This is a genomic window from Pseudochelatococcus sp. (genome assembly GCF_050946405.1).
Lineage (GTDB): Bacteria > Pseudomonadota > Alphaproteobacteria > Rhizobiales > Beijerinckiaceae > Pseudochelatococcus.
On record NZ_JBMNUS010000001.1, the window covers coordinates 465,422 to 479,112 of the forward strand.

Annotated in this window: 11 protein-coding genes; 8 read left to right on the forward strand and 3 right to left on the reverse strand. The window is 66.1% G+C overall.

The genetic code is table 11. The features are described 5' to 3' along the window. The first annotated feature begins 103 nt into the window (after positions 1–103). From ACOYJQ_RS01945 to ACOYJQ_RS01975, 7 genes are all read left to right on the forward strand, one after another. The gene (locus ACOYJQ_RS01945) at positions 104–1,294 is read left to right on the forward strand and encodes an NAD(P)/FAD-dependent oxidoreductase (protein ID WP_433455985.1); all 1,191 of its coding nucleotides are present in this window, start codon (positions 104–106) and stop codon (positions 1,292–1,294) included. Positions 1,295–1,790: 496 nt separating this feature from the next. Next, complete coding sequence (locus ACOYJQ_RS01950) at positions 1,791–3,437, forward strand: ABC transporter substrate-binding protein (RefSeq protein WP_433455987.1); 1,647 nt, start codon at positions 1,791–1,793, stop codon at positions 3,435–3,437. Positions 3,438–3,539: 102 nt separating this feature from the next. After that, positions 3,540–4,847 carry an NtaA/DmoA family FMN-dependent monooxygenase gene (locus ACOYJQ_RS01955; protein ID WP_433455989.1) on the forward strand — a complete coding sequence of 436 codons (1,308 nt, stop codon included), beginning with the start codon at positions 3,540–3,542 and terminating at the stop codon, positions 4,845–4,847. Positions 4,848–4,881: 34 nt separating this feature from the next. Continuing rightward, positions 4,882–5,886 carry an ABC transporter permease gene (locus ACOYJQ_RS01960; protein ID WP_433455991.1) on the forward strand — a complete coding sequence of 335 codons (1,005 nt, stop codon included), beginning with the start codon at positions 4,882–4,884 and terminating at the stop codon, positions 5,884–5,886. A 96-nt stretch (positions 5,887–5,982) separates the two neighbouring features. After that, complete coding sequence (locus ACOYJQ_RS01965; RefSeq protein ID WP_433455993.1) at positions 5,983–6,876, forward strand: ABC transporter permease; 894 nt, start codon at positions 5,983–5,985, stop codon at positions 6,874–6,876. After that, positions 6,873–8,504 (forward strand): dipeptide ABC transporter ATP-binding protein, encoded by a 1,632-nt coding sequence (locus tag ACOYJQ_RS01970; protein WP_433455995.1) that lies wholly within the window; start codon positions 6,873–6,875, stop codon positions 8,502–8,504. Before ACOYJQ_RS01965 ends, ACOYJQ_RS01970 begins: the two co-directional genes overlap by 4 nt. 132 nt (positions 8,505–8,636) lie before the next feature. After that, positions 8,637–9,842: a PLP-dependent aminotransferase family protein gene (locus ACOYJQ_RS01975; protein WP_433455997.1), complete on the forward strand. Its 1,206-nt coding sequence runs from the start codon at positions 8,637–8,639 to the stop codon at positions 9,840–9,842. 130 nt (positions 9,843–9,972) lie between these two features. On the opposite strand, the gene yghU is transcribed toward ACOYJQ_RS01975, so the two are convergent. Next, a complete protein-coding gene (gene yghU, locus ACOYJQ_RS01980) occupies positions 9,973–10,845 on the reverse strand; it encodes a glutathione-dependent disulfide-bond oxidoreductase (protein WP_433455999.1) in 873 nt (290 codons plus the stop codon). Between the two features lie 169 nt (positions 10,846–11,014). Between yghU and ACOYJQ_RS01985 the strand changes: the two genes are divergently transcribed. Next, on the forward strand, positions 11,015–11,692 hold the full coding sequence (locus ACOYJQ_RS01985; RefSeq protein WP_433456000.1) for a DNA-3-methyladenine glycosylase family protein: 678 nt from the start codon (positions 11,015–11,017) through the stop codon (positions 11,690–11,692). A 41-nt stretch (positions 11,693–11,733) separates the two neighbouring features. Here the strand turns inward: ACOYJQ_RS01985 and ACOYJQ_RS01990 are convergent, their stop codons facing one another. Together ACOYJQ_RS01990 and ACOYJQ_RS01995 are read right to left on the reverse strand one after the other, a co-directional pair. After that, positions 11,734–12,765, reverse strand: a complete 1,032-nt coding sequence (locus tag ACOYJQ_RS01990; protein ID WP_433456002.1) for an LLM class flavin-dependent oxidoreductase — start codon at positions 12,763–12,765, stop codon at positions 11,734–11,736. Positions 12,766–12,806: 41 nt separating this feature from the next. After that, a complete protein-coding gene (locus tag ACOYJQ_RS01995) occupies positions 12,807–13,643 on the reverse strand; it encodes a PhzF family phenazine biosynthesis protein (RefSeq protein WP_433456004.1) in 837 nt (278 codons plus the stop codon). Positions 13,644–13,691 lie beyond the last annotated feature (48 nt).

Genomic DNA, 13,691 nt, shown 5'->3' on the forward strand with positions numbered 1-13,691 from the left:
GGGGAGCGTTTACGGATCGCCGCGACGCGTCCGATGCGCCGCGGAGCCGCTCCCGCTTCCCGCGTGAAAGATCGTTCCCGGCCCAGTGAAAGGTGAGTTTCGGATGAGTGCTCCTGAGCGGTGGAAGAAGGAAACGTCGCCCGGGATCGTCGTGGTCGGCGCCGGCGTGCTCGGGCTGGCGATCGCGACCGCGCTCGCCGCCAAAGGCGCGAACGTCACGGTCGTCGACAAGGGCGCGCCGGTCGGCGGCACATCCGGCACGAGCTTCGCCTGGGTCAATTCCAACGGCAAGGCGCCGCATGCCTATCATGCGCTCAATGCAGAGGGTCTGAGGCGGCATGCCGCGTGGCAGCGGGATCTGCCGCCAGCGCTGCAATGGTTCCGGCGCGCAGGCGCATTCGAATGGGCCGGCGGCGGCGCTTTCGCGGAGCTGGAACGGCGCGTGAAGGTGTTGCAGGCGATCGGCTATGCCGCCGATATCGTCGAGGCGGAGCAGGCCCGCAGGGCCAATCCCGGCCTTCGCGTGCCCGGCGATGTCGTCGCGGCCTTTTCGGAGGAAGGGTATGTCGAGGTCGCGCGTTTTGCCGCATGGGCGCTGCTGAAGCTGCGAGACGCGGGCGCGCGGCTGGCCTTCGGTCAGGCCGTCGCGCGGATCGGGCCGGCGGCCGGCGGCGTTTCCCTGTGGCTGGAGAACGGCGAGGAAATCGCGGCGGACCGTCTGGTGCTGGCCACGGGGCGCTGGACCCGCCCGACGCTGCATGAACTGGGCTATGATTTCGCTGCGCCCGATCCATTGGCGTCAGGGGTCCGCGTCCGCAGTCTTCTGGCTTACACCGCAGCCCTGCCGGTGCAATTGCAGAGCCTGATCTTCACCGATCGGCTGAATCTTCGCCCCGACGGTGGCGGCCGGCTGGTTCTGCAATCAGCGGAACTGGACGCTTTCCTCGCCGACGAAAGCGAGATCGCGGCCAACGGAGCCTTCGCGCAGGAGTTCCGCAGGCGGCTTGGAGACTTGCTGCCGTTTCTGCCGCATGACGCCATTCGGGAACTGCGGATCGGCCGGCGGTCGCTCACCGACGACAGGCTTCCGGCCATCGGCTGGATCGACGGCAGCATCTATCTGGCTGTCACGCATAGCGGCGTCACCCTGGCCCCGGTTATCGCCGATATCGCCGCCGCCGAAATTCTGGCGGAAGAAGAGAGCGACGCGCTGGCCGACTTTCGCCCCCGCCGCTTGCTCAATCCCGCGCAGGCGGTTGCCAAACGAACCTCCGCGCTTCATTCCGCGCAATAGGACGAAGAGTTTCCTCGCGAAAGCGTATTCCGGCGCATGTCCGGCGTCGATCGCGGGAGCGCGAACACAACCATCGGGTCGCCGTCCAACGCGAAAGCCCTTTGCATCGAGCCGGAGAACGCGCCCCTTTCGGCTCGATGATTTCGAGCGGCAGGCGTTCATATGCAATCGCGCCGTCACTCTATCCATCTGTTTGCGCATGCATTTGCAGGCCCGGCACCACAACGCAAACTTTCCGCCCGCCCGAATGCCGCCTGCTCTCGTGGTTGAGAATACAGCCCACGAACACGCTGGAATATGTCCTGTTCAGATTGAAACAGGACATATTCCAAATTTCTTGCCTTGAGCGAATGCTGATCGTTCAAACGATTCCGCTTGAATGCACGCCGCTCTAAAAACGCGATGGACAAAGGTCCGGCGCTTGACCGATATTTATCCATATAATATATATATTTTATAGAAAGAATCATATTTCCAATAGCGGACAGGTATCCATATGACGACGATCGATAAACGGGGGCGTGGCTTCAGCCGGCGGAAGCTGGCGTTCTTCAGCGCGGTCGGACTGATGGTCGCGGCCTCGCTCGGGCCGGCTGCCGCGCAGCAAACCGGCGGTGACGGGCGTGTCGCGGGCGGGACGCTGCGCGTCTACACCGAAGGGTTTTCGGTCGATCCCCGGCAGTCATGGAGCACCGCGGCCCATGCCCTCACGGACTCGCTGGTCGATCGCAATCCCGACACGCTGGAATTCGTGCCGTGGCTGGCGGAATCCTGGAAGGTCAACGAAGACGCGACGGAATACACCTTCACCCTGCGGGAGGGTGTGACCTTCTCGAACGGCGACGTGCTTGACTCCAGGGTGGTCAAGGCGAATTTCGATGGCGCCGTCGCGGATCTGAAGGCCGGCGGCGGGTGGTATATCCGCGGCGTGTTCGATCATTATGTCGGGACGGAAATCATCGACGACCGCACCTTCAAGGTGAAGTTCTCGGTCGGCAACGGGCCGTTCCTCGCGAATGTCTCCACCGACCAGCTCGGCATCATTCACCCGGACGATTTCAAGAAGACGCTCGACGAGCGCAAGAATTACGGCATCGTCGGGACGGGGCCGTTCGTGATCAAGAGCGTGACGCCGCGCGCCGCGCTGCGGCTCGACCGCCGGGACGACTACAACTGGTCCAGCAAGCTGGCGCGGCATCAGGGGCCGGCGAGCATCGAGGCCGTGGAACTCACGGTCGTGCCGGAGCGCGGCACCCGCGAAGGCGCGCTGCAATCGGGCGAGGCCGATCTCATCACCGTTCCGACGCCGGAAGGCGTCGTCCAGTTGCCCCGGCTCGGCTACAAGGTGGCCTGGCGGCAGCAGACGGGGCTGGGCAAGAGCCTCAACGTCAATTTCAAGTCGGACAAGCTCAATCAGCTCGAATTGCGGCAGGCGGTCCTGAAGGCGATCGATCGCAAGGAGCTTTCCGATCTCGTCGCCGGGCCGGCCTCGCGCGCCGCGGGCAGCATCCTCGCGTCGTCGACTTTCGGCTATCACGACTTCTCCGGCGACCTTCTCGCTTATGACCCGGAAGGAGCGAAGAAGCTGCTGGACAGCATCGGCTGGGTCGTGAAGGAAAGCGGTTTTCGCGAGCGCGACGGCAAGCGCCTGACGCTCAACCTGGTGTGGGACGACAGCCACACGACCGAGGAGTTCGTGACCCTTCTCAGGGATCAGTTCGCGCGCGTGGGCATCGAGCTTACGCTGACGTTCAGGAAGATCTCCCAGGCCAGCGCCGATTTCCGGGAAGGGAAGTTCGATTTCTGGTACCAGAACGGCACGCGCGCCGACCCCGACGTGCTGCGCAAGACCTACTCCAACGCGGGCGCCGCTCTCGACGCCACGGTGCGCTACGGCGACAGCGCCGAGGTGACGGGCAGCACCGAGCTGGAGGAAGTGTTGCAGGCGACCAATACCGTCGCCGACTCTCCCGAGCGCGCCGAACTCGTCAAGAAGGCGCAGGAAATCCTGATCAAATACGCATTCAGGATTCCCGTCGAGGACAACCCTCAGGTGGTGATCGCGACGGCGAAGGATCTTGAGGGCCTGCGGTTCAGCCCTCTCGGCGAGCCTGTTTTCTATGACATCTGGCTGAAGCGGTGATCCGACCCGCCGCGCCCGTCCCGGACGGGCGCGGCTTTGCAACGGCAACGTGACGGACCCGCACGCTTTGGCTCGTCCGCATTTTCCTCAGGAAGACGGCAAATGACCAGCACCGAAGGCAGGCAGATCAAGTTTGGCTATCATTTGGCTCCGCAATACGGCTGGGCGCATTCGCAGGAAGAAGCCTATGCGCCCTATGAGGCGGAGCCGCTCATCAAGGTGGCGCAAAAGGCGGAAGAGGCGCTGATCGATGCGCTTTTCCGGGCGGACGGCTTCAGCTTCACGCCGGATAACGCGAGCAAGTTCCGCTACGGCTCGCTCGATCCGCTGCTGGCGTTCTCGGCGGTCGCCGCCGCCACGAAGCGCATCGGCCTGGTCGCGACCGCCTCCACCACCTTCAACGAGCCCTATGTGGTTGCGCGCCAGGTGCTGTCGCTCGATCATCTCTCGCGCGGGCGCGCGGGATGGAACGCCGTGACGTCGTTTCAGGGGGAGCGGGCTTTCGGCGCCGAGCCGATCCCCGACCAGACGGTCCGCTATGAGCGCGCGGAGGAGTTCCTTCAGGTCGTGCACGGCTTCTGGTCGAGCTGGGACGGCGATGCGCTGGTGCTCGACAAATCCAGCGGCAAGTTCGCCGATCCCGCCAAGGTGAAGTCGTTCGCCTTCCGCGGGCGCTTCTTCGATGTCGAGGCGACGAGCCCGTTGCCGCCTTCCCCGCAGGGCGGGCCGGTGCAGTTTCAGGCGGGTGCCTCCGCCGAGGGCAAGCAGTTCGCTGCGCGCTTCGCGGAAGCCATTTTCTCGGCCTCTCCCGACATCGATCATGCGCGCTCGATCTATGCGGAGTTGAAATCGCTCGTCGGCGCGGAAGGACGCGATCCCGACAAATTCCTGATCCTCCCCGGCGCCTCGTTCGTGCTCGGCGAGACCCATGAGGAAGCCGAGGAAATCTATCGCGGCATCACCGCCGATCTCGATTTCAAGCTGGGGCGGCGGGGCGTCGAGAGCTATTTCGGCGGCGTCGACCTCTCCGGCGTCGATCTCGACGAGCCGATCCCGCCGCATCTGGTGCCGGCGGATACTTCCGTGCTGCACCGCCGGCGCAGCCGGGCGGAATTGCTGAAGGGTGTGGCGGTGAAGCCCGGCAATACGTTGCGCGACGTCATCCGCACGTTTCTCATCAGCGACGGCGGGCATTTCCTCACCGTGCAATCATATGACGGCGCGGCCGACGTGCTGGAAGAGTGGTTCCGCACGGGCGCGGCGGACGGCTTCGTGCTCTCGTTCCCGGCGCGCGGCGAGCAGTTCGACAAGTTCATCGAGCATGTCATCCCGCGTCTTCAGGATCGGGGGCTCTACCGGCGCGCCTATGAGGGATCGACGCTCAGGGAGAACCTCGGGCTGGCGTCCTGACGATCGTTCCACGACAACTTCCGGCGGATGACAGATGACCATTGAAACGCTCGCAGCACCTTCCGGCGGCCCGAGAACTTCGCTCGCCCGGCGTTACGGGGATACGCTCCGCTATATCGCCCGCAGGATCGGGCATGCGGCCATCGTGGTGTGGGCGGCCTATACGATCACCTTCGTGCTGCTGTATCTGCTGCCGTCCGATCCGATAACGATCATGCTTCAGTCGCGCGGCGACGGAACGGGCATCGACCCCGTCGTCCTCGCGCGCCTCAATGCGCAATACGGCTTCGACGAGCCGGTGATCTGGCAGTATCTCACGCTCCTGCTCAACGCGCTTCAGGGTGATTTCGGCAACTCGATCAACGACGGCCGTCCGGTCCTCACGCGGATTCTGGAGGTGCTGCCCTATACGATCGAGCTGTCGCTCGCGGGGCTTGCCGTCGGCATCGTGCTCGGGATCGGGGTGGCGGTGTTCGCCAACCTCACGCGGCGGAGCTGGGTGAAGCACATCCTTTTCTCCTACGCGCCGTTCGTGGCTTCCGTTCCCGCGTTCCTGATCGGCCTGTTCCTCATCCAGGTGTTTTCCTACAACCTCGGCCTGCTGCCGGCGGCGGGCAACAAGGGGTTCGTCTCGCTCATCCTGCCCGCGCTGGCCATCGGCCTGCAAATCAGCGACAGCATCGCGCAGGTGACGGCCAAATCCATCCATGAAAACCTGCACGCCCCCTATGCGCACTACCTGCGCGCCAAGGGGCTCAGCCGGCGCGCCATCCTGCTCCATCATTCGCTGCGCAACGCGATCATCCCGGCGGTCACGCTCGTCGGCCTCAGCATCGGCAGCATCCTGGGGGGCGCGATCATCACGGAAACGGTGTTCTCCCGCCAGGGCCTCGGCCGTCTGCTGGAGGAGGCGGTGACGCATCAGGATATTCCGGTCGTGCAGGCGGTGGTGGTTTTCACCGCCATTCTCTTTGCGATCTCCAATCTGGCCGTCGATCTCATCTATCCGCTCATCAATCCGAAAGTGACCGTGAGATAGCGGCCGTCGCCCGACCTCCGGCCGGGAGCCCGCTTCCCGGCCCGATGCGTCGGCAACGAGCCAAGGACAGAGTCTAAGGACGGAGTTGAAAGCCTCATGGCGACCAAAAGCACGACCTCCCTGGAGGCGGCGGCTGTGTCCGACGCCCTCGATCTGAACGCTCCATACCGCGACGCCCGGCCGAGCTGGCTGAAAGTGCCGCGCGCGAATGTTTCGCTCATCGTCTCGGTGCTCCTGCTGGCCATCGTGGTGTTGTGGGCCATCCTGCCCGGGGCGTTCGCGCCCTACGATCCTTACGTGGTCGATGGGAGATCGAAGCTTCTGCCGCCCTCCGCCGACCATCTCTTCGGCACCGACGGTCTGGGGCGCGACCTGTTCAGCCGGTTCATATGGGGCACGCGGACGACGCTGGTGGCGGCGGGCGTGGCTTTGCTGCTGGCCTTCGTCGTCTCGTCCGTGCTGGGGTTGCTGGCGGGATATCTCGGCGGCACGGTCGATGACGTGATCGGCCGGGTCCTCGACATCTTCCTCGCCGTGCCCGGCCTGCTGATCTCGCTCATGCTGGTGACGGCGCTCGGCTTCGGCAGCCTCAACATCGCCATAGCCGTCGGCGTCAGTTCGATCGCCGCCTTCGCGCGCGTGATGCGCGCCGAAGTGTTCCGCATTCGCCATTCGGATTTCGTGACCTCGGCGCGGCTTGCGGGCGTGAGCTGGTATGTGATTCTGTGGCGCCATATCTTTCCGCACGCCATCGGCCCCGTGCTGGCGCTCACCGCGCTTCAGTTCGGCAGCGCGATCATGTCGATCTCCGCCCTGAGCTTTCTCGGCTTCGGCGCGCAGGCGCCGGAACCCGAGTGGGGCAACATCATTTCCGGCGGGCGCGCCGTGCTGCGATACGCCTGGTGGATATCGGTCGTGCCCGGCACCGTCATCGTGCTGGTGGTGCTGGCCACGAACCGCCTGAGCCGGTATCTGGAGCGGATCGGATGAGCGCGAGCCAGCCCCTTCTCGATATCGCCGATTTCTCCGTCTCCTACCGGACGTCGAAAGGCCCCGTCCGCGCTCTCGACCGCGTTTCGTTCGCTCTCGGGCGGGCGACCAGAACGGCGCTCGTGGGCGAGTCCGGCTCGGGCAAGTCGTCCATCGCAAAGGCCGTTCTCGGCCTCCTGCCGCCCGAAAGCGCGACCGAGGGCGCGCTGCGCTTCGGCACCCAGGTGCTCAGCGACTTCTCGCACGAGCGGGAATGGCAGGCCATCAGGGGGCGGCACATCGCCCTCATTCCGCAGGACCCGCTGATCTCTCTCGATCCCGTCCAGCGGGTGGGGCTTCAGATCGTCGAATCGCTGAGGCTGCATCGCTCGCTGGAAAAGGAAGCCGCGCGGGCGGAGGCCGTCAGGCTGCTGACATCGGTGGGCATCGCGGCCGCCGCCGATATCTACGACAGCTATCCGCATCAGCTCTCGGGCGGACAATTGCAGCGGGTATTGATCGCCATCGCCCTGTCCGGCAACCCCTCCCTGATCATCGCGGACGAGCCGACCTCGGGTCTTGATGTGACGTCGCAGAGGCTCGTGCTGGAAGAGATCGAGAATCTCGTGCAGCAGAACGGGACGTCGTTGCTGCTCATCACGCACGATCTCGCCATCGCGCGGAAATACACCGACAACATCATCGTGCTGCAAGGCGGCTCCATCGTCGAGGAGGTGCCGTCGGGACAGGTCGCCGAATCCGCCGTTCCCTATACGCGCGAGCTTTTCGAGGCGATGCCCTCGCTGCATTCGCGGCGTCTGCGACCGGTGACGGTGCCTCCCCGCGAGGCGCTCCCTCGAGAGCGATTTGCGGCCGGATCGGCTTCCGCTCTGGCGCGGTTCGAGAAGGTATCGAAAAAATTCCTCCGCAACGCCGCTTCAGGTGCCGCCGGCGGCTTTGCGGGGATCGACGGCATTTCCTTCGACATCCATCCCGGACAGTCCTTCGGGCTCGTGGGTGAGTCGGGATCCGGCAAGTCGACCACGGCCAAGATCGCGGCCGGGATCATCCGGCCCGACGAGGGCGAATTCATCTGGACGGGGGAGAAGGGGCCGACTCCGAAAAGCCGGCACACACGCGCGCGCGACATCCAGTTCGTGTTCCAGAATCCCTATTCGTCGCTCAATCCCAAGCTCACGATCGAGCGCACCCTGCGCGAACCGCTGGATGCGCTCGGGATCGGGGAGAAACCGGAGCGCGCGGATCTCGTGGAGGCCGCGCTCGAATCGGTCGGTCTGCCCGCATCGTTTTCGAAGCGCAGGCCGGGTGAGCTTTCGGGCGGGCAAAGCCAGCGGGTCGCCATCGCCCGCGCCATCGTCGTCGAGCCCAAGCTGCTGATTCTCGACGAGCCCGTGTCCGCGCTGGATGTGACCGTCCAGCAGCAGGTTCTGCAACTTCTCGTGGACCTTCAGGCCCGTCTCGGGCTGAGCTACCTCTTCATCTCGCACGATCTGTCGGTCATCAGGCTGTTTTGCGACGACGTGGCGGTGATCAGGTCCGGCAAGATCGTGGAGCAGGGCGCGGTCGAAAGCGTCTTCAACCATCCAGCCCACGATTACACGCGGGAGCTTCTCGCTGCCATCCCGTAAGGGCGGACTGAGGCAACGGATATGGAGCGGCGAACATTCAAAAGGCGCTGCCGCTCCATCCTCTTGTTTTTACATCGAGTTTGCCCGAAAAGCGCCCACGCTTTCCGGCTTGACGCCATGGAGGAACCCATCATGACGACCAACCCATCGCCGATTGCCCGGCACATCGCCTCTCTTGCCGTGGCGGCGCGCTTCGGAGGCGGCAGTCCGCTCGACGGCGTGCGCTTCAACCTGCTCGGCGGCTCGCCCGCGCCGGAGGCGCTGCCGACGGAGGGGCTCGCCGCGGCTGCGGCCGAAGTGCTCGCCCGCGACGACGCCGCCCGTGTGACGCTCAACTATTCCGACGTGCTCGGCAACGCCGCGCTGCGCCAGTGGATCGCCGATCGCGAGGGCGTTGATGCGCGGCGCGTCGTCATCACCAACGGCGCCCTGCACGGCATCTCGCTGTTGAGCCGCGTGCTGCTCGATCCCGGCGATACGGTGGTGGTCGAGGACCCGACCTTCATCGTCGCCCTGCTGGCGTGGCAGCTCGAGGACGCGCGGATCGAAAGGCTGCCGGTATCCGCGAACGGCTTCGACATCCACCGGCTCAAGGATGCCCTGCAGAAGGGACTGAGACCCAAGCTCGTCTATGTCATCGCGGATTTCCAGAACCCGACCGGCACCGTGCTGGAGAACGACGGGCGCGCGGCGCTGGTCGATCTGGCGGAAAACTACGGCTTCACCGTGCTGTGGGACAATCCCTATCGGGATTCGCGCTTCGCGGGCGAGACGCGCGCGGATGTCAGGACCGATAGCGACAGGGTGGTCAAGGTCAACACCTTCTCCAAATCCGTGGGGCCGGGGCTGCGCCTGGGCTGGCTCGTGCTGCCGGAATGGCTGGTCGACCCGATCGTCAACGTGCGCCGGCGCACGGATCAGCAGCCGCCGACCTTCTCGCAGGCCGTCGTCGCCTCGCTGGTGACGACGCCGGGCGCATTCGACGGCCTGCTCGACAGAACGCGCATTCTGCATCGCGAGCGCGCGCAGGCGCTCACGGGGAGCCTGTCGCGGCATGCCGGCGGCGCGCTGCGCTTTGCGGAGCCCGAGGGCGGCTTCTTCCTCTGGACGACGCTCGCGGATGCGGATATCGACCCCGACGCATTGCAGGGCGCGGCGCGCGAGAGCGGCCTGATCTATGTCGCAGGCGAACGGTTTTCGTCGCCCGGCTCCGAAAAACACGCAAGGGCGTTGAGGCTCGGTTTCACGAACTCGACGCCCGAGCAACTCGCCAATGCCGGCGAGGTGCTCGGGCAAGCGCTCGAAACCGCCCGCCGGCCCGTCGCCCGGAGAGCGTGAGCCTACGGCGTTTCCGCGTTTCACGGAAACACGACCTGCCCCCGCCCTTCACGCGGAAAGGCGGCGGTTCGTATCGAGGTGTCTCCCTGCATGACGCGATGAATGGAGACATCCGGGACGATGCACGGCGTCAGCCGGCGGTCAGCTTGTCCTGCGTCCGGGTCTCGAAGTCGCCGGCATCGTGGCGTTCGTGCAACTGGTCGGAAAGCTCGCCGCTCGTGCGATTGACCTTGCGCCCGCGCTGCACCGCCGGCCGTTCGAGGATCGCATCCGCCCAGCGCAGGACGTTCTTGTATTCCTGCACTTGCAGGAACTCTCCCGCGTTGTAGAGCCAGCCTTTCGCAAGACCGCCGTACCACGGAAAGGCGGCGATGTCGGCGATCGAATATTCGCTGCCGGCAAGATATTCGCTTTCCGCGAGGCGACGATCGATGACGTCGAGCAGACGCTTGGTCTCCATCGTGAAACGGTCGATGGCGTAGCGGATTTTCTCCGGCGCATAGGCATAGAAATGGCCGAAACCGCCGCCGAGATAGGGCGCGCTGCCCATCTGCCAGAACAGCCACGACAGGGCTTCGGCGCGCGCGCCGGCATCTTTCGGCAGGAACGCGCCGAACTTCTCCGCCAGATAGAGCAGGATGGCGCCGGATTCGAAAACCCGCACCGGCGAAGGGCCGCTGCGATCCAGAAGGGCGGGAATCTTGGAGTTGGGATTGACCTTGACGAAGCCGCTGCCGAACTGGTCGCCCTCGCCGATCCTGATCAGCCATGCGTCGTATTCGGCGCCCGTGTGGCCGAGCGCCAGCAATTCCTCAAGCAGGATCGCCACTTTCTGCCCGTTGGGCGTCGCCAGCGAATAGAGTTGCAGCGGGTGCCGGCCGACGGGCAATTCCTTCTCATGGGTCGGGCCGGCGATCGGGCGGTTGATGCTGGCGAACCTGCCGCCGCTCTCCTTTTCCCAGGTCCATATTGGCGGTGGCGTGTAGTCGGACGAGCCGGTCATATCCAAACTCCGGGTTATTCGATGGACACAATCAGGAAATACCGTTCGCCATAAGGTATCCTGCGGTTGAGGCCGCGAGTCAACGCGGGCGGCGGGATACCTGCGCCCTCGACCGCGCCGGTCTCCGGAAAAACGCGCGCAACGGTGTAGGCTGGTGTAGGCTTAAGCGATGAGATCGGACGATGCCATTGTTTGCGACGTGCCGCGCCGGGTGATCGCTTCGGCGGCCGATGTGGCCGAGGGCATGCGCGCGCTCGCGGCGCGCGACCCGGCATGGACGCCGCTCATCGAGCGCACGGGCGTGCCGCCGCTGCGCCGCTGGCCGGGAGGTTTCGAGGGGCTGGCGTCCATCGTCGTCTCGCAGCAGGTTTCCGTCGCCAGCGCCCGTGCGATCTGGGAACGCACGCGGGCCGTGCTGGGCGAGGTCAGTGTCGCGCGCCTGCTGTCGGCGAGCGATGACGATCTGCGCCGCTGCGGCCTGTCCCGGCCCAAGCAACGCGCGTTGCGCGCCGCCGCTTCCGCCGCCGCCGGGGGCCGGCTGGATTTCGACGCGCTCGAGCGCGCGGAAGCCGATGCGGTGCATGATATGCTGACGGCGATTGCCGGCATCGGCCCGTGGACGGCGGATATCTACATCCTGATGTGCCTTGGCCACCGCGACGGCTTCGCCGCCGGCGATCTCGCGGTGCAGGAGGCGGCGCGGCACGCCTTCGGCCTGCCGGCGCGGCCGGGCGCGCGCGAGCTGCTGGCCCGCGCCGAGGCATGGCGGCCGTGGCGCGGCGTCGCCGCGCATCTGCTGTGGGCCTACTACGCCGTGCTGAAGGGCCGGGAAGGCATCGTCTCGTGAAACGCCAGGCGCTTCACGACACTTCGTTCACGACGCTTCATTCATGATACTTGCGGCCGCCAGCCGATGGACGGCGCGATATGCGCGGCGATCGTCCGCAACAGCTTGGCGTTGTAGTCGACGCCGAGCTGGTTGGGAACGGTGACGAGCAGGATGTCGGCGGCCCGTACCGCCTCGTCGCGCGCCAGGTCGCGCGCGATGGCGTCCGGCTCGCCGACGTAGCTTTTGCCGAACCGGCTGAGAAAGCCGTCGATGTAGCCCACCTGATCCTCGCCGCTGCGCCGGGTGTCGGCGCCGAAATAGAGCCTGTCGGTATCGTCGACGATCGGCAGCACCGAGCGCGACACCGATACCTGCGGCTGCCGCCCCCAGCCGGCGGCGGCGAAGGTTTCGCGGTAGAGCCTGATCTGCTCCGCCTGCAGCTGGCTGAACGGCAGGCCGGTCTCTTCCGTCAGCAGCGTCGAGCTCATCAGGTTCATGCCTTTTTCCGCCGCCCAGACGGCGGACTGTCGCGTGCCGGCGCCCCACCAGATGCGTTCGCGCAGGCCGGGAGACTGCGGCTGGATCGGCAATGCCCCGCTGCTTCCCGTCATCTGCGGATCGGCGGGCGCGACGCCCGCGCCGGAGAGGGCGTGCAGGAAGATGTCGGTCTTCACCCGCGCCATGTCGGCGCTGCGCGGATCGTCGCTCGACGCATAGCCGAAGGCTTCCCAGCCTCTCAGCGCCGGCTCCGGCGATCCGCGGCTGATGCCGAGTTGCAGGCGGCCGTGGCCGATGAGATCGGCGATGGCCGCCTCTTCCGCCATGTAGAGCGGGTTCTCGTAGCGCATGTCGACGACGGCGGTGCCGAAAGCGATGCGGCGCGTGCGGGCGGCGATGGCGGCGAGCAGCGGGAACGGCGCGGCGAGCTGCCGGGCGAAATGGTGGACGCGCACGAAGGCGCCGTCGATGCCGATCTCCTCTGCGGCCACCGCAAGCTCGACGGTTTGCAGCAGTGCGTCCTGCCCCGTGAGCGTTTGCGATCCATGGGCGTTCTGCCAATGGCCGAACGATAGAAAACCGATCTTCTTCATGATGCCTCGCCGCTTTCGGGCGCTCGCGCCCGGTTGATCCGTTACAGGATGACCGTGCCTTCGACGCAGGGCGCGACGTCGCCGCCGATCCAGATATCCGCGCCGTCCTTGAGCACATGCACGCGCCCCCGCCGGCCGAGCGCCGTGCCCTGGCTGGCGACATAACGCGCGGGCGCGAGGCCCGCGCCGATCAGCCACTGCGCCAGCCCGGCATTGAGACTGCCCGTGACGGGATCTTCAATCCCCGGCCCGAAGAAGGCGCGCACCTCGAACTGCGCTTCCGCGCCGTCGCGGGCGCCGTCCCATGGCCCGACGATGCCGATCTTGCCGTCGCCGAGCGCCGCGAAATCGGGATCGACCGCCAGCACGTCCGCGCGCGAGCGCAGCAGCAGCGCGAGCCAACCCGGCCCGTTGTCGACCCAGTGGGCGGCGACGACCGCCTCCGCCGCCAGCCCCAGCGCCGCGGCCGCCTGCGCGCGCTCCTCGTCCGCCGCCGGGCCGGCGCGCTTCAGCGGCGGCGCGGCGAAGAACAGCCTGCCGGCGTCCCGCCTGATGCGCACCGGCCCCACGGCGCATTCCTGCACGATTTCGGCGCCTTTCGGCACGCCGCCGGCGGCAAGCCACACATGGCACGAGCCGAGCGTCGGATGGCCGGCGAACGGCAACTCGCCGAAGGGCGTGAAGATGCGCACGCGATAATCCGCCCGTTCATCCTCGGGACGAAGCAGAAAGGTGGTTTCGCTGAGGTTGGTCCAGCGGGCGAAGGCCGCCATCTGCGATTCAGACAACCCGTCCGCGCCGCCGACGACGGCGAGCGGATTGCCGGATGTCGGCTGCGCGGTGAAGACATCCACCTGATGGAAGGAGAAACGGGTCATCGTTCGCTCAAGATCGAGAATCGGCAAGCAATCGCCCATCCGGCCGGA

Coding starts and splice junctions, on each gene's coding strand:
- ACOYJQ_RS01970 (WP_433455995.1), top strand. CDS start 6,873: ATGAGCGCGAGCCAGCCCCTTCTCGATATCGCCGATTTCTCCGTCTCC.
- ACOYJQ_RS01950 (WP_433455987.1), top strand. CDS start 1,791: ATGACGACGATCGATAAACGGGGGCGTGGCTTCAGCCGGCGGAAGCTG.
- ACOYJQ_RS01955 (WP_433455989.1), top strand. CDS start 3,540: ATGACCAGCACCGAAGGCAGGCAGATCAAGTTTGGCTATCATTTGGCT.
- ACOYJQ_RS01945 (WP_433455985.1), top strand. CDS start 104: ATGAGTGCTCCTGAGCGGTGGAAGAAGGAAACGTCGCCCGGGATCGTC.
- ACOYJQ_RS01985 (WP_433456000.1), top strand. CDS start 11,015: ATGAGATCGGACGATGCCATTGTTTGCGACGTGCCGCGCCGGGTGATC.
- ACOYJQ_RS01965 (WP_433455993.1), top strand. CDS start 5,983: ATGGCGACCAAAAGCACGACCTCCCTGGAGGCGGCGGCTGTGTCCGAC.
- ACOYJQ_RS01990 (WP_433456002.1), bottom strand. CDS start 12,765: ATGAAGAAGATCGGTTTTCTATCGTTCGGCCATTGGCAGAACGCCCAT.
- yghU (WP_433455999.1), bottom strand. CDS start 10,845: ATGACCGGCTCGTCCGACTACACGCCACCGCCAATATGGACCTGGGAA.
- ACOYJQ_RS01995 (WP_433456004.1), bottom strand. CDS start 13,643: ATGACCCGTTTCTCCTTCCATCAGGTGGATGTCTTCACCGCGCAGCCG.
- ACOYJQ_RS01975 (WP_433455997.1), top strand. CDS start 8,637: ATGACGACCAACCCATCGCCGATTGCCCGGCACATCGCCTCTCTTGCC.
- ACOYJQ_RS01960 (WP_433455991.1), top strand. CDS start 4,882: ATGACCATTGAAACGCTCGCAGCACCTTCCGGCGGCCCGAGAACTTCG.